The following is a 17,592-nucleotide window of genomic DNA, read 5'->3' as shown; positions in this document are numbered from 1 at the left end:
TCGTGATCATCGATTTCGGCGGCGTCGCCGAAGTGATCACGTTCCGCCGAAATCAGCGATCAGCTTCCCACCGAAACAGGTGATCACGTTCCCCCGAAATCGCTGATCACGCGCCCCGAAATACGCACATGCCGAGGTCTTACGCCACTTCTCAATGGCGTCGGTCACCTCCCAAACCGCGCGTCCATTGAGGACCCATACCGCGCCAACAATGACGTACGCCGCAGTTTTCCCAGTCTCATCGGCATAGACGTTCATAGTCGGCGTTGGAGCCACGTCGTTGATCACCGCGGCGAACATCTCTTCCTCGCGGTTCTTGCGACGTTTTCGCACGCCGTCGTCGGCCTGAAACAAGCCATACTCGTTCTGGATCTTCGCACGTGCGCGGGCGAGGAGCGGGATGCGTTCAAGCTTGAACAAGTCAGCTGGCAGGATGCCGGCTGGGTTGTAGACGTCCGCGTTGAAAGTTTCCCAATACTTTAGTGCCAGTACGACATCGCTGTTTCTTGACTGTGGGTACAAGTTGAGAATCATCGCGACCCGCGTGCGCTGGTCGGAGAAGTCGCCACCAGCCAACGAGGCGAGGAGGCTCTTCTTCTCATTCTCCAGTTTGAGGCGCTTTTTCTCCGCAGGGTCCATCTCTGCAGGAGCGGCGGCCTTTTCTCCGTGGAGGGCATCGACTAGGTGCAGGGCGTTATCGGCCATACCGACATATTCCAATGGTTTGCAGGGGAAAGACACACTGTATCTGGAAGGAAAGAGTTGCGGCAACACCCTCCTCGATGTCCGGACGGACGGCTGAATCAGCAAAATCGCTACTTGAGCACGGTGCCTGGGGTAACGTAGCGGCTAGGATCGCGGACATTCTTGACATCAATATCTGCCTGGCAAGTACATCGCGCTATTTGGGTCCGCAGCTTCGCAGGATCATTCCAGCCATACTCCCAGGGCTTGAGCTTTTGGCCCTCGACGCTGGCATAACACACGCAGTTTTCCACACGACTGATTGCGGCGTCTCCGGCAAGCTGCGTGTCGACCGGTTGCGTTTGGCATCCCGTTAGCCAGAGTATCGAAAGCAATGCGGTGATTCGTTTCATGCGGCTCCAATCCTGAGGAGTAATGTTGTCGACTCTTGCTGCTTGTCAGTCGGAATTCTGATATCAGAACGCCTTGTTCGGATGTCAGAAGCTCACCTCACCTCAGCGCGATTCGCGCAGGATGACGTAGCCCGGGTTGCAGTGGTCCTGCGCCGCCATTTCTGCCTGCCCGCGCGAATCGAAGGCACCGGCCTCGCTCAGCTCGGTGGTGAAGCCGACGTCGCTCACAGCGGGGTACAGATAGGCATTGCCATCCGCGCAGGATCCAACCACGTTTCTGGCCCATCGATTCCGTTTCCTTCCGGCTTTCTGCAGATTTCCGCACGGCTCCGCGCTACCTGTGCACCCCCCTTCGGTAGGGCATAGGATCGCTTTTGGTCTCTCTTGATTCTTGTACCGCTACAGGGTTGATCGCGCGACGGTGGTCAGTTGAAAATGACGCTTCAAGGCAAAAACTGGAAAACCACCGCGCGGCGGGAGGGGAATATGTGGTTGATACTAGGATTCTGTGTGGCGCTCTCCGCGCTCCTGTGGGTGCTGTCCAGAGATTCAAAGCGGGCCAACGACTCCCTTGATGGAGTGCAACGCAATCAGGCGGAACCGTTCACCGCGACCGCCACCTTCCACGGTGACGATTGGCATTTAGCCGTTGACGCCCCGCGGAAAAAGATCGCACTGATTCATCTCCATACGACATCTGTTCGACCACCACACCTGTCATCCAACGACATGACTTTTGTCCTGCCGCTTGCATCGGTGGCTGCAGTTCAGTTTGACAGCGTTTCGGAGCGGGACCGAAGCAAGGGAGCGAGGACGTTTCATATCCGCTTCACCGACTGGCCGGATCCGCGTTGGGATCCGGTCGTGTGGGATGTTGTGATGGCTCGCGACGCGTCATCGCTGCAGGCATGGATGGCTACCCATATGGAGATCGAGCCGAAATGATAACTCTCGGATGCGTCTGAACACGCACCTGGTGCAGCTGGATGGCTACTTTCCGTTATTAAGGAGCCAGCGTTGTGCCCGAATCCCTTGCAGCGGCACCTGCCCGACTATCGCTATGGTGTGTGCGGTGTTGGTCGAGAAATTTGGTAGGCCATCTGGGTATTTCAATAGTACCTTTCTCGCAAAGTTTCGTGCGTCATTATCTTCGATCTCAACGTGACGGCTCCCTGGGACTCCAACCCATAGCCGATACGTCGCGACTCGCTCATCTGAGCCTGCCACCGCGACATCTTGGTGCATCCGCTTTGTTTGATATTCCTGAGCCAGATGTAGGAGTTGTTTAATCTCCTCCGGGCTTTTAGCTTCTAGTTCCAGGTCCCCGACCTTGAGTCGCACTTTGCGCCCGTAGCGTCCCGCGATCCACGCTGTCAACGCTGCCGCAACTGAAGCTGCATATGGCGCCAATTCCTTGATGGCGAACTCGGCCAGCGGATAACCCATAACCGCGGCAGAATCGAATGCCATTGCCGTTTGGGAGTAAGCGACTCCCGCGGACTTTAACGCGCCGCTGAAGGTGCGCAGTTCAGCCTGAAATTCGGACGAATCCACTGCAGGATCGTCCACAGCTCGTCTGAGTAAAATTCTCACTCGCACTTCACTGCTGCTCATTGGCCTTTCTCCAATTGCCTTGATTAGCCTTAGTCGCCAACTCGGGGCGTTTTATCCGACCCTCACAGGAGGGTGAAATCGCCCTCGCGCTCAGGCCGCTCGCGTGTTCTGCGTGCTCGCCCCCGGCTGTCCTTGAGCACCGCCGAACATTAGGCCGAAGTCGACGTGCCAGTATGGGGAATGTCGATTGGTAAAGTGGTAAGCCGCGCCAGTGTAGGCGAGCCGCCCCTGATCGTCGCACTCCCGTTGATGGGTGTTGCTTAGGAACCCCACGCAGACTAGGTGTTCGCGGTCCGGGCCGCCAAGTGCCGCGCTGGCCGCGAGTGCTAATACGGTCGGCGGCAATCCGGGCGTGTGGTCCTGACGGGCGATCTGCATAAGCTGCTCAGCCTCAATGCCATCGAACCCCAGCAGCACCATGCCGGGGCGGTGTCCGGTAAGCTGACGCCGTGCCGTGCGCAGCGTGGCTTGGATTGCATCGCGCAGGCTGTCGGCCCTGGCGCTCTGCACCACAATCAATAGGGCGCCCCGATTTCGCCGGCCCATCACGACGACGTGCCGGTTGCGGGTGCCGGTGAGCGCCTCAGCCACCGCGCGAGCAGCGGCTCCGTCGTGAATCAAGTCGACATCGCGCAGTGCCGCCATGTCGAAAGCTTCGATGCGCACTTGCACGCCGTCGTCCCGGGTCTGCGACTGATTGGCAAGCACTGCCGCATGGATGTCGCGCGCCAGCGCCTGCTGGTCCTGGCTGGACGCGGGCAACTGATCGGGGACCGTCACCACGACCATCAGGCCGCCTCGCAGGTCATGCGAAACGGCGCCGCACACGTGCCGCAATGCCTCCGAGAACGCAGTCAGCGATTCGCGCACTAGGACGCGTCCCTTGTCATGCGACACGGCCTTGCACTCGACTTCCAGCCCAGCGCTGCCGAGATCTTCGACGAGTAGATCGTAGGTGGCGCCGGCCATCGCCGGCGCGTCGGGCTCCAGTTCCGGCCAGCGAACTGCCCTGCCTTGCCGGGCGAAATGCGTCGCGGCACTCAGCTCTAGCTGCAGTCCACGCATCTCTTCAGACTTGCGCAGCGCATTGCGCACGCGAGCCAGGAAGCGTGGGCGCATCGGCGCGGACAGGCCCGCGTGCAGCGAGACCACCTGCGCCATGAACGCGACAGCTCTCTCCAGTCCGTGCTCGCTCACCCGGTGCGGCAGTAGCACGCCGTGGCGGTGCGCGAGCGTACTGCACTGTTGCATCGCAAAGGTGATTGCGTGAGTGCGCCGATAGTGCTCTCGCAAGAAGGGGCTGCGTCGGGTATGGCTTAGCAGGTCCTCTGCGGGCTTGCGCCACGACTTCTCGCCCACCAATGCGGCGAAATCCTGGTATACGCGCGGTGTGTCGGCCGCATAGATGTCGGTGGTAAGCATGGTGAAGTGTCTGACCTGACTAGGTGGTCAGAGCCAAATCCGAAGTGTCCTTTATAGGATCCAAACGCATGCCTAGAAGCGGTTATCAGCTTGCCCCGGGTTAAGAAAAGGCGCCTGGGGCGCCTTGGGATTGCTAGCGATATACGGCTCCATCATTTCGCTTGCCAATTACGTCAATATACAAAGCACCCTCGTCGTGGCGGTAGATGATGCGGTACTCACCAATATCGGTTCGCCGCTCGCCATCTGTTGCACCCTTCAACTGGATTGAGTCGTTGGGCCGGGGATTGCGCAGTAGGTCAATGACCTTGCGCATTACCTGCGTGTACTGCTTGGGCGGAAGCCCATTTACAAACTTTACGGCGTCATTCGTTAGGTTTAGCGTCAGCATCCTGTTCCAGTCGGCCGATTAAGGCAGCGACTTCCGTGGCCGGTGCAAAGCCCCCCGCCCGGGCTTCTCGCGCGCGACGCAGCCAATCAGCATCTTCCAATTCCTCAAGACGCGCCTGCATCGACTGAAACAGGCGCTCCGAGACCAAGACGCTGACAAGCCGGCCATTGCGAGAAATGCCAACTGGATGGGCAATGCTCTCGTCGATCACTTCTCCGAGGCGATTCTTCGCCTCCTTAGCCGTGACCGTCTTCTCGAGTGCAATATTAGTCATAACATTTTGGCCGCTGGTGCGACCTAGACATCACGTAAACGAAGTATGGCGATGAATAGTCCTAGATAAGGGGCCTACCCGCCCCAAGTTGCTACCCGTTCGACCGCTATCATGGGGTTGCCCCAAGCCTATTCTAGTCACTCCAGCCACATTAGTCAAAGTAGCTACTTTAGCCACCTCTGTGTACCAAGGGAGACTTGGCCGGAGGAAAACACATCGGTAGGGCCTTGGACGCGTCGACTTCAAGAACTCTGGGACCACTTGGCAAACAATGGAGGAACTCTCGAACCTTGTGGCGAAAGGCTGCCATTCGGAGATGGCAAGAGTCATCCTAAGTTATTGACACAAAAGGACTTTGACTCTGGGCCCCGGTGGCAAACGACAGTTGGCAAGCAGTGACAAAAAAAAGAAGCCCGCCTTGAGGCGGGCTCTCGATTCTCGGTCTGACTTCACCTGGGGGTGTAGCGCTTGCGCGGCTCCACCGCTGCGCGGGGATCAGTTGCAAGGACCGAACCGCCCGGGCGCTCGCCGACGATTTCCTCGCAACCGGCCTCGGCAAGGTCTGCCACGTGTCCGATCAGCCCGAGACCCGCAAGACTCGCCAGGTGGCTGAGTTCCTGGGTAGAGCCTTCCTCTTCCGCGTGCTTAACTGTCTGGGCGCGCGGTTGCTCCTGCTTCATCGACTCAGTCAATTTTTCCTCCCAGTCAACTTTAGGTTTGGCGTTACAATGCGTATCGATATATCGATACGGAACTATAGGAGATCCTAACACATGGCCTCAACGCTCGGAGAGCCACGGGAGGCGTTGATCGAGCTGCTGCAGTCGGAACTAGGCCGGATGGTTGCAAGGCAGATCGATGCACCGCACCAAGGCATGCCCAAGCAGCAGATCGCAGCCGCAGCCAATCGCATGGCCAAGATGGTCGCAGCCATGTCGCGAGATGACCTGGAAGCATGCCATGTCGAGCTGAACCGCTTTTTCGCAGCAGTGCCGTTTACCGCCGCGATACCAGTCGTGATCGCCATCGAGCATAAGTGGCCACATCACGTCGAAACCATTCCGGAAGCCAACCGCCGCCTGGATCGCATTCGGAAGGGAGGCGAATACGCCTTGCTGTTCTCGACCGAGAAGCTACGCCATCTGCTGGTCTGCATTCAAGAGATCGAGGAAACGCAATGACGGGGGCCCAGCGGAAGCTACTTGTCGCTGCGGCGACGGCACTGATCGCAACCACCGCTGCTGCTTCGGACGACGTAGAACTGGAGGCGTGCTTTGCCGCAGCAGAGGCGGAGTACCAGGTGCCGTCTTGCATCCTCCGCGGCATCCACCAGGTGGAAACCTCTGGGTCGAAGAGCACCAATATGGTGTCCCGGCCAAATCGGGACGGATCGCGCGATTACGGAATCATGCAACACAACGACTTCTGGATCCGCTATTTCCAGCGCAACTTCGGCATTACGGCGCAACAGATCGTCCAAGACCGGTGTCTTGCTATCCGCGGCGCTGGTTACGTCCTGCGATACGAAATGAACCGCGCGCGTGATTTCTGGACTGGGGTAGCGAAGTATCACAACCCAGACCCCGTCATCGGTTATGGCTATGTCTTGCGGGTGGCTAACGCGGCAAAGAGGTTCGGATGTCAGATCAAATAAAGAACGACCGCTCGGCAGCCCCGCTGGTCGGCATGTGCATTCTGATCGCGGTCGCGCTCTTCTGGTTCCTGTGGACCTTCCGGCATGAGGCCATGGCGCAGCGACTGCTGATCTGGAAGGGCTACGAGATCTACCCATGGGCCAAGCTCTTCGACTTCGCAAGGGATCGTCAGTGGCAGCTGATCACATACTTCAAGTATGCACGTGTCGTGACGTTCAAAGAGATCTGGGTAGCTGGGTCAGCAGTGGGGTATCTCTGGGCCTTTGTTCCTGTTTCACTCGGCATCTGGTTTTCCATTAAGGCCTTGCGCAACCCGATCCTCAAATCAAAAAGCGTCTACACCATTCAAAGCCTGCTGGAAGCGCAGAGCCAGAACTTTTCTGCGGTTGCTCCGATCCTGCACCGGGATCTTTCTCAGGAAGACCCGCCAGAGTGGGCATCGTCTGTGCATCCGGAAGAATGGGTTGCTGAGCACGGGCTGATCTATTCAGACCACCTGGACGAGGACCGGACTAGAGAGCTGCTCGCGCGGCAGCTCGGGCAACCTGTCGCGGACCGTCGTCAGCTGGCGAAACTGGCTCCCACCGAACGCGCATTATTCGCCGTGCTCGGCCTCCGCGTGTTCTTCAAGGACCTCGAGGCATGTCGCGCACTCATGGATGCACTGAACTACAGCGCGTCAAATGAAGGCTCGCGGCCTGACTTCTCCTTGGCCACACCTGCGTTCCAGCGTTGCATGAAATGCAAAGAAGTAGATGTCTGGATCAAGAGGCACAGGTATCCGCGCACTTTACTGATGGCGATGCTCATTCAAGCACGCGAACTAGGCACGCTGCCATCCTCGGAGTTCATCTGGCTCAAACCGCACGACCGGGCACTCTGGTATCCACTCAACACCGCTGGCCGGAAGGCCCCAATGATGGAGTCGGCTGGGGTCTTCAATCACATGCAAGCCGAAGAGGTGGCTTGGGATGCCGGGTGCGTCCTGTTGGAGCCACACGTCGACAACGCCCTGGCAGGCCTTCGGAAGTATCTCGAGGACACAGGCGTCATCGAACAGTCCAGCAAGCAAGAAGAATTCTCGCTATTGAACCGACCGTGAAGGAAAGGAAATGAAGATCTCGTTTGAGCGAAAGCCGAAGGATTTTGTGCGCATCGAGCCGGATGGCTCCCTCTCATCATTCTTCGCCGGTACCGGGCATATGAAGGCGTTGTCGCGTGTTCGGTTGACCTCGGCGAATGAAGCGTCGCTGAATGCCTTCTCTGTCGCTTCCGCCAGGCCCGGGGACACTTCGCAAGACGATGCAGCTACCGCGCCTTACGCCATCGTTTTCGTTACGGAGGATGCGGGCGAAAAGCTGCGCATTCTCGAAAGGTTCCAATCGCACGAGGACGCCGAGCGTGCACATGGACTCATCGTCAGAGCATTCCATCGCCGCTCGTTCGTGGAGCGGCTGAAAGCAAGGCTGCGCACGCTGGGGCTATACGTCGGTGTTCCGCTGCTTGTCCTTGGCATGTACAGCAGTATCGCAACTCTCGCTACCGCGAAATCTCAATCACCAGAGCTGACTGCCGCGATCCTTGCCGAAGCAAACCGAATCGCCGCGCCTACCGCGCTGCCTTCTACGCCGACTTCCCATGCCTCGCCCGTTGCGAGCACGGACGGGCAGATTTCTGTAAGCCCGGTCCTCTTTACGAAAGGCACGCCATCGATCTACGTCTTTTCCGACCCGAAATGCCCCGCATGCAGAGCGGTTGAGCCCGCTATCCAGGAGCTTGCCCGGCATCAACCGGTTGTCGTCCTACCCGTTGCCTACAAGCCCGGGTCGGATGAAGTGGCTGTCGATGCGCTGTGCCGGGGGGATTCGAAGCAGCAGGCAGCGGCATGGGGGGACGCGATGGCGGTCGACGTTCGCGGTAAGGAAAGCACGTTGAACGAAGAGCTGTTTCAGAAGCAGGGTCGTGCCCCCGAGTTGTGCGCAAAGGGGAAGGAATGGCTTGAAAAGAACCGCCAGGCGTTTGAAGCGATGGGACTCACGCAAACGCCATCGGTGGTCAACGCAGACGGTCAGCTGCTGGATCTGAATGACCTGGTGAAGCAGTATCGATGATGCGGTGAACGACCGTGAACAATCCATACCAGACCGCGCCTAATCGGGAGCTATCCCAGCAGGGGATCACGCTCGACCCTCGCCCCATCGCGCAAAAGATTGGGGATTGGCTCAAGCAGCCACGGAACTATGCAAAATTCCAGCTGGGAGCCGCCGTTGCTTCCATAGCACTGTCATTTCTATGGCTTCCGATCACAGTAGTGATGCTGCTTACGCAGCTCTGGTATTCGTGGCAGCGTTTCCAGCTGCCGATGCGAATGCCAAAGCATCTCGGCGGTATTGACCCTACGCTGGAAGCGGCGGAGCCGAACAAGGATGGTACCGGGGAGGTGATCAAACGCAAGGAAGCAGACGGCATCCTGCACCTCGGCAATCAGCGTTCCGTCGATCAGGCAGAGCATCTCAAAGAGCTTTGGGTCACGAACTCGGATGCTCGCACGCATATGCTGCTGATGGGCACGACAGGCTCCGGTAAGACTGTCACGCTGCTCTCGATCTGCTTCAATGCCCTGGCGTGGGGGTCGGGCTTCTTCTACTCGGACGGCAAGGCTGATTCCAGCCTTCACGCTGCGGTGTGGAGCATGTGCCGCAGAACCGGTCGGGAGGACGATTACCTTGTCCTCAACTTCATGACTGGCGGTGCGGATCCGTACAAGCGCAAGAAATCCACGGAGAAGCATTCGAACAGCATGAACCCGTGGTACGAGGGCACGCCAGATTTCCTGTCGCAGCTCTCGTCGTCGTTGTTGCCAAAGGCGGGCGGGGATGGGGCGCAGTGGCAGCAAAAGGCGGTGAACATGATGGACGCCGTGCTGCGTACGCTGTGTTACGAGCGAGCAGTTGGCAATCTAACCCTATCCATCGGCGTCATCCGGGAATACCTGGCGCTTCCGAACTTGGTGAAGCTCTACCTGAAAGGTAAAAAAGGCGAAATTCCGGAGTATGCCTTCCTGCCGATCAAGGCCTACCTTGAGACAGGCCTGCCTGGCTTCCGCCCAGATCTCGCGGACAAGCCAGACAAGTGGGATCAGGGTGTCTATGACCAGCACGGGTACCTGACCGGCCAATATGCGCGAACGCTTTCCATGCTGATGGATACGTATGGCTACATCTTCAAGGACAAATACTCCGAAGTGGACATGATGGATGTGCTGCTGAACCGGCGCATCCTGGTGGTCATGATCCCGACATTGGAGAAGTCCGCGCAGGAAGCGGCCAACCTTGGCAAGCTCGTGGTCGCGAGTATTCGCCTCATGATGGCGATGAACCTTGGTCACAGACTCGAAGGTACCTACGCAGAGATCATCGACACCAAGGCAACGAACTCTCCGGCCCCGTACATCATCACGATGGACGAACTGGGCTACTACTTTGCCGAGGGCATCGCGCTCATGTTCGCTCAGGCGCGAAGCCTTGGTTTCATGATGATCGCCGCGGGCCAAGACGTGGCGGCTATGGCAAAGGGAGAGAACAAGGAAGAAGTGGATTCGATGATTGCCAACACGAAGATCAAGTACACGTTGGCATTGGAGGATCCAGACAAGACGCTAGAGGTCTTCAAGAAGGTTGCTGGCCAGGCGATCACCGTCGAGACGGGCTCCTATGAGGGGAGTGTTGGAAACCTCTTTCCAACGAACTTCAATCAGGCGCTAACGGGGTCCATCCAGCGCCGAGATCGCATCGAGCTGCAGGAGTTGAAGGCCCTCAAGGAGATGGAGGGCATCTTGATCTTCAAGGACCAGGTGACGCGAGCACGGAGCTTCACCTGGTTCCACTCGTTCAAGAAGACCAAACTGCCTTTCCGTCTGAACCGCTTCCTGCAGGTAGACCGTCCGCAGTTCTTCGAGTTGAAAGGCAAGGTGAAGCCAATCAAGGCGACGGACCGTCGCTTCACAACCATTGCCCATATCCTGCAGAAAATCCGAGAGGGCACCGCAAAGAAGTACCCAGCCAACGATGACCCCATCGTCGCAGCGGTCCGTGAGACGTGGCTAAGGATCGAGGATGCGAATCCGAACGAAGGCGCTGTGAATCGCGGCATTGCCTATTACCAGGCTGCGGTGGCAGCTTTGCGCGCGCACCAGCCCGATGAGCAAGGCCGCTACTGGAAGGCAACCGGTGGCGAGGAAGAGCAGGCTCCGGAGCCCTCTGCCATCGAGCAGTATGAAGGTGTTGATTTCGCGGCTGAAGCACCTGCTATCGTGCCTGCCGCACCGAACCAGGAGGCGGCTGTCCGTACGGAGCCGTACCACAATCCCCCGCTGCAGGAGAAAGCCGCGTCGAATGCGTTTGCAGAGTTGGTGCGTGAGTTTGCCGAGTCTACACAGCGACCTGCATCGGTGCTGTCGAGCATCAAGGAGAAGACGGTCAGTGCTACTGTGCCGGATGACTATGACACGTTGCCAGAAGCCCAAGCGGCGAGTGCGCAGGTCCGCGGTGCGGAAGGCGGCAGTAGTCCAGCCAGCAGCGCGAGCGACAGTTCAGATGGTGGCCTGAACGAATGGCTCGCCCAGTATCAAGACAGCCCACAGGCTGATGGCGACACGTCCAGTGAGCGCACTATGGAGCGCGAGCACAATCTGACCCCTGCACAGGTTGATCTCGTGAACCCGGAGCCGCCGCAGAGAACCGCGCACCAGGTCGAGACCAATCCAGTCGTCATCGGCTTTACGCAGGAGGCGGCAGACATGCTGGTGCGCATGGAAGAGGCACTCGGTAGCGAGCAGCCACAGGAGGCGGTGAAGGCCACCGAGAGCGAGATCTCAGCGCAGTTGAAGTGGAGTCAGCCTGCTGAAGACATGAGCATCGAAGACATTGAGCAACTCTTCGGAAGCATGCAGGCGAACATCGAGAAATCGGCGAACAAGGCGCGGTGATGTTGAGGCGAGACTTCCTCCGCGCAGCCGTGGCGGCAGCCGCGATTGCCCCTTCTGTGGGGGTGCATGAGGCATTGGGGCAGGAGGCCGCGATGCCTTCTGTTCTGTGGCTGCGCCGCGGCAAGGACCAGGCGCGCATCGACTTCGCTACGCCTGAGGGATATCGTGCTGCGGCGTACCTACTCCGGGACGTCCAGGCCGGCTTTACTGGTAGCCCGCATCCTGCGCTGCTTCGGCTGCTGGCCTGGGAGCAGGCGTGGCTGTCGGCCTACGGTTACACGATCCCGTTTGTCGTCCACTCCGGATGCCGCGTGGTTTCCACCAATAGCCGCGAAGGTGGGGTTCAGAATTCGCGGCACTTGCCGAATCAGATGGGAGTGTTCCGGGCCGTAGATTTCAGCACCCGCGAGATCTCTGCTGAATATCTGGGGCGCTTGGCCTATCTGGCGCGGCAGGGCGGGGTTGGGTTCTACACCCAGAGGGACTTCGTACACAACGACGTCGATGAGCGTGTGAGGACATGGAGGGCACGATAGTGATCTAGAAAGCACTCCGTAATTTCTTCTCACTCTTTTGGATGAGGCTGTTTTAGGCTCTCCCTGTTTGCAACCCCGTATAATTGAAGCGATACAGAATCGCGCTGGAGCACTCTATGACCCCGGGCGTAATGTCGGAAAGTTACTTTGGAAGTCCCGCAGAGAAGGAGGTGGCCACAGCCGGTAACGGCGAGCTTTGGCTGGACAAAGCCGCGCTGGCAAGCCGGGTGAAGAAATCTCCCGTGCAAGGTCAGGAGGCCGAAGGCATCACGCTGCGTCACTTGATCGAAGCCATTCGCGCCTTGCTGCGCCGAATCGTGAGTTTCTTTACTGGCAGGCCGGAAGCCGCGAGCGGTCCCAGTGCCGAGGGTCAGGCCGATCCGATCAAGGGCGGTGGCTACGATGACGGTCCTCCCTTGATGGCAACGGAATCCCCCGAGGGCTTCCAAGTCAAGGGGCCACAGGAAATCCTTGACCGGGTCCAGACCATGGTGTCCGGCCTGGTGGAGTCGGCTACTGGACAAAATTTGTCTGCTTCCCTGCGGGCCGCGCTTAGCACGCCGGAACTCGCGGATCCGAAGATTGCTCTGCGGGTACTGCTCCAGTCAAATTGCGACCTGGATCGACAAATGAATGGCGTGGTCTCTGATCTGGAATCGCGAATCCTGGTCCACATTTCGCCGGCTGCTGCCCGACTGGACGTCAGCGCAGAGGATGCACTAGCGGTGTTTGCCAGCGACATTCGCCGCGGCGGCGGAACGCTAGCTCGCGAATTCGACCCGCAGGGCGAGATGACGCCCTACGTTGTTGAGCTGGACCGGCTCGATTCTGCGTTGGCAGCGCAGCGTCGGGCGCGAGAGCAGATCTGCGCGACCGCACTAGAAGCCGGCTACAGCGAAGCTGAGTTGGCAGGCCTGCTTGACAAGTACGGGGTGGGGCAGGATGCGCTCAGGAACGCGCTTGCCCTGAAGCATCAGGCCACGAAGGAACTGCCGGAAAACGTAGTGGAATTGAAGCCGTTTCGACAGCTGCGCCCTGTCTCGGAGCCGCCAGCGGCGGTGCAGGATGTATTGAGCAAACTCGAAGCCGCTGGGCATTTGCCCCCGGCTGAAAAAGCAGGAATCGAGCGCGTTGCCGCCCAACACGCAGCCCTGGTGGGCAACGACGACCTGTTTGAGATGGAAATGCAGGCGGATGACCTTTCCGGATTTGGAAAGGGGAGCCGACCAACAACCTAAATTATGAAAAAGACAGACCGAACCTTGGCCGAACCAATCAAGAATCTTGAGGTCGAGAAGTGGCGCTTGAAGAATGGCCTGACCGTGAGCGCGGCATGTGAGCAGCTGGGCTTGCAACGCGCTAAATTTGCCGAGATGCGATCAAGGCCGCAAGAGCCAATCGAAGACAAGGCGGTCTGTCAGCTTCTGGAAATATACGAGTCTCATCCGGAATCAATGCCGAGTGTCCGGCAACTCGACATTGAGCAATTCATGATCGAACTGGGCTTCGATCCTGAAAATCCGTCAGACAAGAAGGAATTCGCAGTGCTCGTGGGGCGCGAGCCTGCAGCTGTGTACCGTTGGCTTGCTGGAGAGGGGAACTACAGCAAGCCAGTCGAGCGACTTATTGAGGCTTATAGCCGAATTCACCTCGTTGGAGCAAAGAAGAGGACTTTGCTGCGGACACACGCAATCAAGATTGCCGAACGCCTAGGAATTTCAGACCTGTTTGAACGGGCCACCTGGCGAAAAGGCTAACTCGGGGAGAGAGAGCTGAATGACAAAGACAAAAGGGGCACCGGGCATCGACGTGGCCGTTGTGCTGTTTTTCAAGAAGGCCGCGATTCCGGACAAGATTCGAATCCGCGACTTTTCGATGCCATTGGTCAACCGGATACCAGGCTTTATTTCCGGACTGTCGGGGCAGTCCGGTCTTGTCGGCATGATGCATGCGCGCAAGTATGCCGATGAAAAGAAGCTGGAGATGATCGTAGTGGATCTCTCGGTGGAGGTCGAAAAGCCGCTGTATCCGAAGGTGCTGAAGCCCGAAGATCTGCCTAATGTGGACCTTCTGAACCTTATACGGAGCAGCAAGGAGTTAATGCAAGGCATTCGAGAGCATTGGCTAGACTGGCTCTCCGAAGAAGGCCGTCGCGGCGTGGACTACGGCTCTCTGAAAGAGGCGGAGTTGATAGCTCGCCGGCCAGACTTCATCCCACGGCTCCTGCGCTTACCAGGCTTTACCCATGTCCATGTGGTAACGCACCCAGCCATGACTAGTTTCCACACCCTGCCGCTTACAGCAACCTCGTTTCCCAGCGATTACAAGCACATAGTTGCCGCCAGTGCACGCCTGCATCCTGATATCGAAGTGGTGCTGTAAGGATTCGAAGCGCGGGCAGCTCGTGACCCATTGCGACGCTGCCCGACAACGCTCAGGCCTGCATTTCTTGACTCGTATGCAAATAATTGCCATCATTCGTTTTCCGTATCGTATATAAGATACGCAGATGCAGAAGGGGGCGAGATGGAGATCGAGGGCAATTTGAAGACGCAGGCAACAGAGTCTGCAGTCAAGACAGCTGGGTATGAGATGACCGCTTCAGGAAGGGTACTTCTGGTGATCCTCCTGTGTGTTGGCATAGCGGGATACCTGTCCATCGATTCGCAGGTAGTGCGCTGGCCTTGGGCTGCAAGTCCCGACTTGCGAGAGGCGCAAACTCGGACACCTCAACCCCTAGTAAGCCCAGAAAAGTGGGAGGCGGCGGGTCCGGTGGTACACCCCGATGCGAGGGAGTCTCCTCGTGAAGCTCAGCGAGAGGCCACGTCAACCGTCATGCTTGCAGCATTGCGTGCGACGGCAGAAGCGCAGAATGTGCGGCTGGCCGAGGCAGAACGAACCCTGGCCGATCTGGAAACGCTTCTGGCGTCCCTGTCGAAGGCGACAACCCAGAAGGGCAAGGAAGAGATCACCGTATCCACGCAGGCGGCACGAAAGACGGTGGCCACAGCCAAGGCCGCGAAAGTTGATGTGAGTGCTCTACCCGTTGAGTTCATGACCGCCGAGAAGAGCGGAATCAGCGCATTCGACAAAGAATCTGTCGTGATAGCCGGCGCGCGGCACCCAGTCGGCCACCGCCTTCCCAGTGGCGAACTGCTCGTCGCTGTTGATCCTCAATCGCGCACGGTCGTAACGGACAAGCGCATTGTCAACGTGCCGAACTGAGGCCAGTATGCAAAGCAATCCTCCCATCCTCACGCGCATCCTCCTATCTGCGGGCATCGTACGCAAGAAGCCCGCGGAACTGCCGATGAAATCGATCCAGGATGCAGAGCGCCAGCAAGGGCGCACGCCGCTCGCTGCGTCGCCGCATGCCGCTCAGCCGGAAGCGGGCAAGGCGCTCGTTCCGGCGATCCCGACCAAGGTGAAGATTCCAGGCGTGGATGGAACAGAGGTAGTCCACACGCTGATACCCGCCTCAATGACCGTTGTCGGTGAAATCGAGATTGGCGAGAACGTCGTCTTTCAAGGCCCTGTCCGCGGCAACATTACTGTCACTGGTGATCACCAGGTCATCCTGACTCACACATCAAGCGTGCATGGGAACATCCGGGGGAAGGCGGTCATCGTCAGTTGCCAGGTAGAAGGTGACATCGAAGCCGAGCGCGTGATTCTCACCGAGGCAGCAGCCGTGCGAGGCGACATTCGGTACAGCACGCTGGCAATGGCAGAAGGCGCACGACTCGACGGGAAACTGACCATGGTGATTCCGAATGTCGTCGCCGAGCATTCTGCCAACCCAGACCCCGTCAAGGAACTGGGCATCGATCTCGGTGCGAATGCGCGGGTTGAAATGCATCGGGACGAAGGCGGCGAGACCACCAACGTGAGCGAGCTGCGCCCCACAGCGGCAGTGCGGACGGCATGAAGATTCGTGGGATCGTTGTCATTGCTTGCCTCTGGCTTGCTGCGTCGTTCGCAATCTGGGCGAGTCATCCAGTCTGGCTATGTATTGCGGCGGAGGATCTCGCTGACCGCCTTGCTCCCGTAATGGGGATTGACGGTGCGCAGAAATCCGTCGCGTGCCTTGTCGCTGCCTTAGGCATGCTGGTGACTGTCGGCCCTCGCTATCTGGTTCACATCAAATTTCCCGGGAACGCGCTGCGCCGCTAACAAGCCACGCGACCCAGCACCGCCTTCGGCATCAATATCATGCGAGTTTTCCTCGGCTACGACGACTACAAGCGAAAGCACCAGTCCCAAGACGTGCCCGTCTATTGGGACCCGGCGAGCATCATCAACCCTCACGTACTCGTGTGTGGAAAGTCTGGCACTGGCAAGAGCACTCGGTTGAAGCAAATGATTGCTGAGGCGGTCGCAACTGCAGGGGAAGAGTTCGAGCGGTACCACAACCTCGACGTGCACGGCGACCTGATCATCGAAGGAGAGTCTCGTGTCAGGTTCGACGGGGAGACCAGATACGGATACAACCCGCTAGTCCTTGATACGGACCCCAGAACGGGCGGCGTAAACCGCCAGATCAATTTCTTGATCTCCACCATCAACCAGACGTCTCGCAAGCTGATGGATCGACAGGAGGCCACGCTACGAAACCTTCTGACGGATCTGTACGCCTTTTATGGAATCCATGAACGTCAGCCTGACACCTGGGTGCGCAAGGAGATGACCGAAGCGCTGCGTGACGAGATCTGGGAGCAGCGCCGGTGGGGCGAATTGAACCTCTACTACCCGACGCTGCGTGATGCCATTGGCTTTGCGGAGCGTCGCCTGAAGGCCATGTACGGCGGCTTGAACGGTAGCGAATCCGGCTTCCGTGCCGTGGGCGCGCTGGAGGCCATGAACAGTGCTGCGGCCCGCAAGTACCGGGCCCAGGTGAAGCAGGAGAAGGCCTTTTCCTCGGAGGAAAAAGAGAAGGCGCAGAAGGACTTCGACGCGGCGGTCGCAATGTTCCGCGACAAGGTAGACGAGTACATCGCATCCATCGAGAACGGACTGGAATTCGACAACCTTATCAAGTACGACAGCAAGGAAACGCTTAAAGGTGTGATCGACCGGCTGAAGAACTTCGAGGCGCGCGGCATCTTCAATGCGAATCCTCCGCCATTCAATCCCGACGCCAAGGTTTGGTCGTATGACCTGACGAGTTTGTCGGAAGAAGAAAAGACGCTCTTTTGCATGGTCCGAGCGCAGTACATCGCCCGTCGTCGGAAACTGCTGGGCCCGGTTCCCCAAGTGCGGGAGATACTCGGCGCGGACGAGGCCCACAACCTCTTCGATGACGACCCCGACAGCATCTACAATAAAATTTGTCTTGAACTTCGCAAATTTGGAATGGCGCTATGGGTTGTTTCGCAAGCACCGTCCCATTTCCCGGAGGCGGTTATCACAACAGTGGGCACCAAGATCCTGTTAGGCATCGATAGCTACTACTGGAGCGCGTCCTGCAAAAAGCTCAACATCGAAGAGAGCGTGTTGAAGTTCATCAAGCCATGGAAAACGATGGCGGTGTACAGGGACTCCGTGGGCTCCACGGCATCGAAGTTCATGCAGGTTCAACTCAAGGCGTTGGAAGAAGCGTAGAGCTGAAATTCTTAT

General features: G+C 58.3%; 21 protein-coding genes. 13 read left to right on the top strand and 8 right to left on the bottom strand.

What is annotated here, in order from left to right; all coding sequences use genetic code 11:
* Nucleotides 1–36 precede the first annotated feature (36 nt).
* From E0W60_RS33935 to E0W60_RS37245, 3 genes are all read right to left on the bottom strand, one after another.
* Nucleotides 37–705: a hypothetical protein gene (locus E0W60_RS33935; RefSeq protein WP_135707226.1), complete on the bottom strand. Its 669-nt coding sequence runs from the start codon at nucleotides 703–705 to the stop codon at nucleotides 37–39.
* Nucleotides 706–815: 110 nt separating this feature from the next.
* Nucleotides 816–1,097, bottom strand: a complete 282-nt coding sequence (locus E0W60_RS33930) for a hypothetical protein (protein WP_135707225.1) — start codon at nucleotides 1,095–1,097, stop codon at nucleotides 816–818.
* 102 nt (nucleotides 1,098–1,199) lie between these two features.
* Nucleotides 1,200–1,370 (bottom strand): hypothetical protein, encoded by a 171-nt coding sequence (locus tag E0W60_RS37245; RefSeq protein ID WP_167884682.1) that lies wholly within the window; start codon nucleotides 1,368–1,370, stop codon nucleotides 1,200–1,202.
* Nucleotides 1,371–1,526: 156 nt separating this feature from the next.
* On the opposite strand from E0W60_RS37245, the gene E0W60_RS33925 reads away from it, so the two are divergent.
* Nucleotides 1,527–2,042, top strand: coding sequence for a hypothetical protein (locus E0W60_RS33925; protein ID WP_135707224.1), 516 nt, complete (start codon nucleotides 1,527–1,529; stop codon nucleotides 2,040–2,042).
* Between the two features lie 45 nt (nucleotides 2,043–2,087).
* Here the strand turns inward: E0W60_RS33925 and E0W60_RS33920 are convergent, their stop codons facing one another.
* The 5 genes from E0W60_RS33920 to E0W60_RS33900 form a co-directional block, all read right to left on the bottom strand.
* Complete coding sequence (locus E0W60_RS33920; RefSeq protein ID WP_135707223.1) at nucleotides 2,088–2,711, bottom strand: hypothetical protein; 624 nt, start codon at nucleotides 2,709–2,711, stop codon at nucleotides 2,088–2,090.
* A 90-nt stretch (nucleotides 2,712–2,801) separates the two neighbouring features.
* Nucleotides 2,802–4,133: a hypothetical protein gene (locus E0W60_RS33915; RefSeq protein ID WP_135707222.1), complete on the bottom strand. Its 1,332-nt coding sequence runs from the start codon at nucleotides 4,131–4,133 to the stop codon at nucleotides 2,802–2,804.
* Nucleotides 4,134–4,266: 133 nt separating this feature from the next.
* A complete protein-coding gene (locus E0W60_RS33910) occupies nucleotides 4,267–4,524 on the bottom strand; it encodes a type II toxin-antitoxin system RelE family toxin (protein ID WP_135707221.1) in 258 nt (85 codons plus the stop codon).
* A complete protein-coding gene (locus E0W60_RS33905) occupies nucleotides 4,499–4,798 on the bottom strand; it encodes a type II toxin-antitoxin system Phd/YefM family antitoxin (RefSeq protein ID WP_135707220.1) in 300 nt (99 codons plus the stop codon). Before E0W60_RS33905 ends, E0W60_RS33910 begins: the two co-directional genes overlap by 26 nt.
* Before the next feature lie 449 nt (nucleotides 4,799–5,247).
* On the bottom strand, nucleotides 5,248–5,478 hold the full coding sequence (locus tag E0W60_RS33900; protein ID WP_135707219.1) for a hypothetical protein: 231 nt from the start codon (nucleotides 5,476–5,478) through the stop codon (nucleotides 5,248–5,250).
* Nucleotides 5,479–5,571: 93 nt separating this feature from the next.
* Here E0W60_RS33900 and E0W60_RS33895 point away from each other — a divergent pair, with 93 nt between their 5' ends.
* The 12 genes from E0W60_RS33895 to E0W60_RS33840 all read left to right on the top strand — a co-directional run bounded on the left by E0W60_RS33895 (nucleotide 5,572) and on the right by E0W60_RS33840 (nucleotide 17,577).
* Nucleotides 5,572–5,979 (top strand): hypothetical protein, encoded by a 408-nt coding sequence (locus E0W60_RS33895; protein WP_135707218.1) that lies wholly within the window; start codon nucleotides 5,572–5,574, stop codon nucleotides 5,977–5,979.
* Nucleotides 5,976–6,452, top strand: coding sequence for a lytic transglycosylase domain-containing protein (locus E0W60_RS33890; RefSeq protein WP_135707217.1), 477 nt, complete (start codon nucleotides 5,976–5,978; stop codon nucleotides 6,450–6,452). The genes E0W60_RS33895 and E0W60_RS33890 overlap by 4 nt, the downstream gene beginning before the upstream one ends.
* Nucleotides 6,437–7,555, top strand: a complete 1,119-nt coding sequence (locus tag E0W60_RS33885) for a hypothetical protein (RefSeq protein ID WP_135707216.1) — start codon at nucleotides 6,437–6,439, stop codon at nucleotides 7,553–7,555. Before E0W60_RS33890 ends, E0W60_RS33885 begins: the two co-directional genes overlap by 16 nt.
* Before the next feature lie 10 nt (nucleotides 7,556–7,565).
* Nucleotides 7,566–8,564, top strand: coding sequence for a thioredoxin fold domain-containing protein (locus E0W60_RS33880; RefSeq protein WP_135707215.1), 999 nt, complete (start codon nucleotides 7,566–7,568; stop codon nucleotides 8,562–8,564).
* Nucleotides 8,565–8,578: 14 nt separating this feature from the next.
* On the top strand, nucleotides 8,579–11,440 hold the full coding sequence (locus E0W60_RS33875; RefSeq protein WP_135707214.1) for a hypothetical protein: 2,862 nt from the start codon (nucleotides 8,579–8,581) through the stop codon (nucleotides 11,438–11,440).
* Between the two features lie 92 nt (nucleotides 11,441–11,532).
* Nucleotides 11,533–11,976: a YcbK family protein gene (locus E0W60_RS33870; RefSeq protein ID WP_167884681.1), complete on the top strand. Its 444-nt coding sequence runs from the start codon at nucleotides 11,533–11,535 to the stop codon at nucleotides 11,974–11,976.
* A 116-nt stretch (nucleotides 11,977–12,092) separates the two neighbouring features.
* On the top strand, nucleotides 12,093–13,214 hold the full coding sequence (locus E0W60_RS33865; protein WP_135707212.1) for a hypothetical protein: 1,122 nt from the start codon (nucleotides 12,093–12,095) through the stop codon (nucleotides 13,212–13,214).
* A gap of 3 nt (nucleotides 13,215–13,217) precedes the next feature.
* The gene (locus tag E0W60_RS33860; protein ID WP_135707211.1) at nucleotides 13,218–13,733 is read left to right on the top strand and encodes a hypothetical protein; all 516 of its coding nucleotides are present in this window, start codon (nucleotides 13,218–13,220) and stop codon (nucleotides 13,731–13,733) included.
* Nucleotides 13,734–13,752: 19 nt separating this feature from the next.
* Nucleotides 13,753–14,358 carry a hypothetical protein gene (locus E0W60_RS33855; RefSeq protein ID WP_116298398.1) on the top strand — a complete coding sequence of 202 codons (606 nt, stop codon included), beginning with the start codon at nucleotides 13,753–13,755 and terminating at the stop codon, nucleotides 14,356–14,358.
* 453 nt (nucleotides 14,359–14,811) lie between these two features.
* Nucleotides 14,812–15,201, top strand: a complete 390-nt coding sequence (locus tag E0W60_RS33850) for a hypothetical protein (protein ID WP_135707210.1) — start codon at nucleotides 14,812–14,814, stop codon at nucleotides 15,199–15,201.
* A gap of 7 nt (nucleotides 15,202–15,208) precedes the next feature.
* Nucleotides 15,209–15,904, top strand: a complete 696-nt coding sequence (locus E0W60_RS33845) for a bactofilin family protein (RefSeq protein ID WP_135707209.1) — start codon at nucleotides 15,209–15,211, stop codon at nucleotides 15,902–15,904.
* 284 nt (nucleotides 15,905–16,188) lie between these two features.
* Entirely contained in the window at nucleotides 16,189–17,577 is a 1,389-nt protein-coding gene (locus tag E0W60_RS33840; protein WP_135707208.1) for a helicase HerA-like domain-containing protein, read from the top strand.
* The last annotated feature ends 15 nt before the right edge of the window (nucleotides 17,578–17,592 follow it).

The organism is Cupriavidus oxalaticus, assembly GCF_004768545.1.
GTDB lineage: Bacteria > Pseudomonadota > Gammaproteobacteria > Burkholderiales > Burkholderiaceae > Cupriavidus > Cupriavidus oxalaticus_A.
Note: the sequence above shows the minus strand (reverse complement) of the source record. Positions and strands in the feature narration are given on the sequence as shown.

What these genes read in the sequence shown, in the direction of transcription:
- E0W60_RS33850 (WP_135707210.1), top strand. Translation starts at nt 14,812, where the DNA reads ATGCTTGCAGCATTGCGTGCGACGGCAGAAGCGCAGAATGTGCGGCTG.
- E0W60_RS33855 (WP_116298398.1), top strand. Translation starts at nt 13,753, where the DNA reads ATGACAAAGACAAAAGGGGCACCGGGCATCGACGTGGCCGTTGTGCTG.
- E0W60_RS33890 (WP_135707217.1), top strand. Translation starts at nt 5,976, where the DNA reads ATGACGGGGGCCCAGCGGAAGCTACTTGTCGCTGCGGCGACGGCACTG.
- E0W60_RS33865 (WP_135707212.1), top strand. Translation starts at nt 12,093, where the DNA reads ATGACCCCGGGCGTAATGTCGGAAAGTTACTTTGGAAGTCCCGCAGAG.
- E0W60_RS33920 (WP_135707223.1), bottom strand. Translation starts at nt 2,711, where the DNA reads ATGAGCAGCAGTGAAGTGCGAGTGAGAATTTTACTCAGACGAGCTGTG.
- E0W60_RS33910 (WP_135707221.1), bottom strand. Translation starts at nt 4,524, where the DNA reads ATGCTGACGCTAAACCTAACGAATGACGCCGTAAAGTTTGTAAATGGG.
- E0W60_RS33840 (WP_135707208.1), top strand. Translation starts at nt 16,189, where the DNA reads ATGCGAGTTTTCCTCGGCTACGACGACTACAAGCGAAAGCACCAGTCC.
- E0W60_RS33905 (WP_135707220.1), bottom strand. Translation starts at nt 4,798, where the DNA reads ATGACTAATATTGCACTCGAGAAGACGGTCACGGCTAAGGAGGCGAAG.
- E0W60_RS33915 (WP_135707222.1), bottom strand. Translation starts at nt 4,133, where the DNA reads ATGCTTACCACCGACATCTATGCGGCCGACACACCGCGCGTATACCAG.
- E0W60_RS33895 (WP_135707218.1), top strand. Translation starts at nt 5,572, where the DNA reads ATGGCCTCAACGCTCGGAGAGCCACGGGAGGCGTTGATCGAGCTGCTG.
- E0W60_RS33930 (WP_135707225.1), bottom strand. Translation starts at nt 1,097, where the DNA reads ATGAAACGAATCACCGCATTGCTTTCGATACTCTGGCTAACGGGATGC.
- E0W60_RS33935 (WP_135707226.1), bottom strand. Translation starts at nt 705, where the DNA reads ATGGCCGATAACGCCCTGCACCTAGTCGATGCCCTCCACGGAGAAAAG.
- E0W60_RS33870 (WP_167884681.1), top strand. Translation starts at nt 11,533, where the DNA reads ATGCCTTCTGTTCTGTGGCTGCGCCGCGGCAAGGACCAGGCGCGCATC.
- E0W60_RS33845 (WP_135707209.1), top strand. Translation starts at nt 15,209, where the DNA reads ATGCAAAGCAATCCTCCCATCCTCACGCGCATCCTCCTATCTGCGGGC.
- E0W60_RS33880 (WP_135707215.1), top strand. Translation starts at nt 7,566, where the DNA reads ATGAAGATCTCGTTTGAGCGAAAGCCGAAGGATTTTGTGCGCATCGAG.
- E0W60_RS33885 (WP_135707216.1), top strand. Translation starts at nt 6,437, where the DNA reads ATGTCAGATCAAATAAAGAACGACCGCTCGGCAGCCCCGCTGGTCGGC.
- E0W60_RS33900 (WP_135707219.1), bottom strand. Translation starts at nt 5,478, where the DNA reads ATGAAGCAGGAGCAACCGCGCGCCCAGACAGTTAAGCACGCGGAAGAG.
- E0W60_RS33860 (WP_135707211.1), top strand. Translation starts at nt 13,218, where the DNA reads ATGAAAAAGACAGACCGAACCTTGGCCGAACCAATCAAGAATCTTGAG.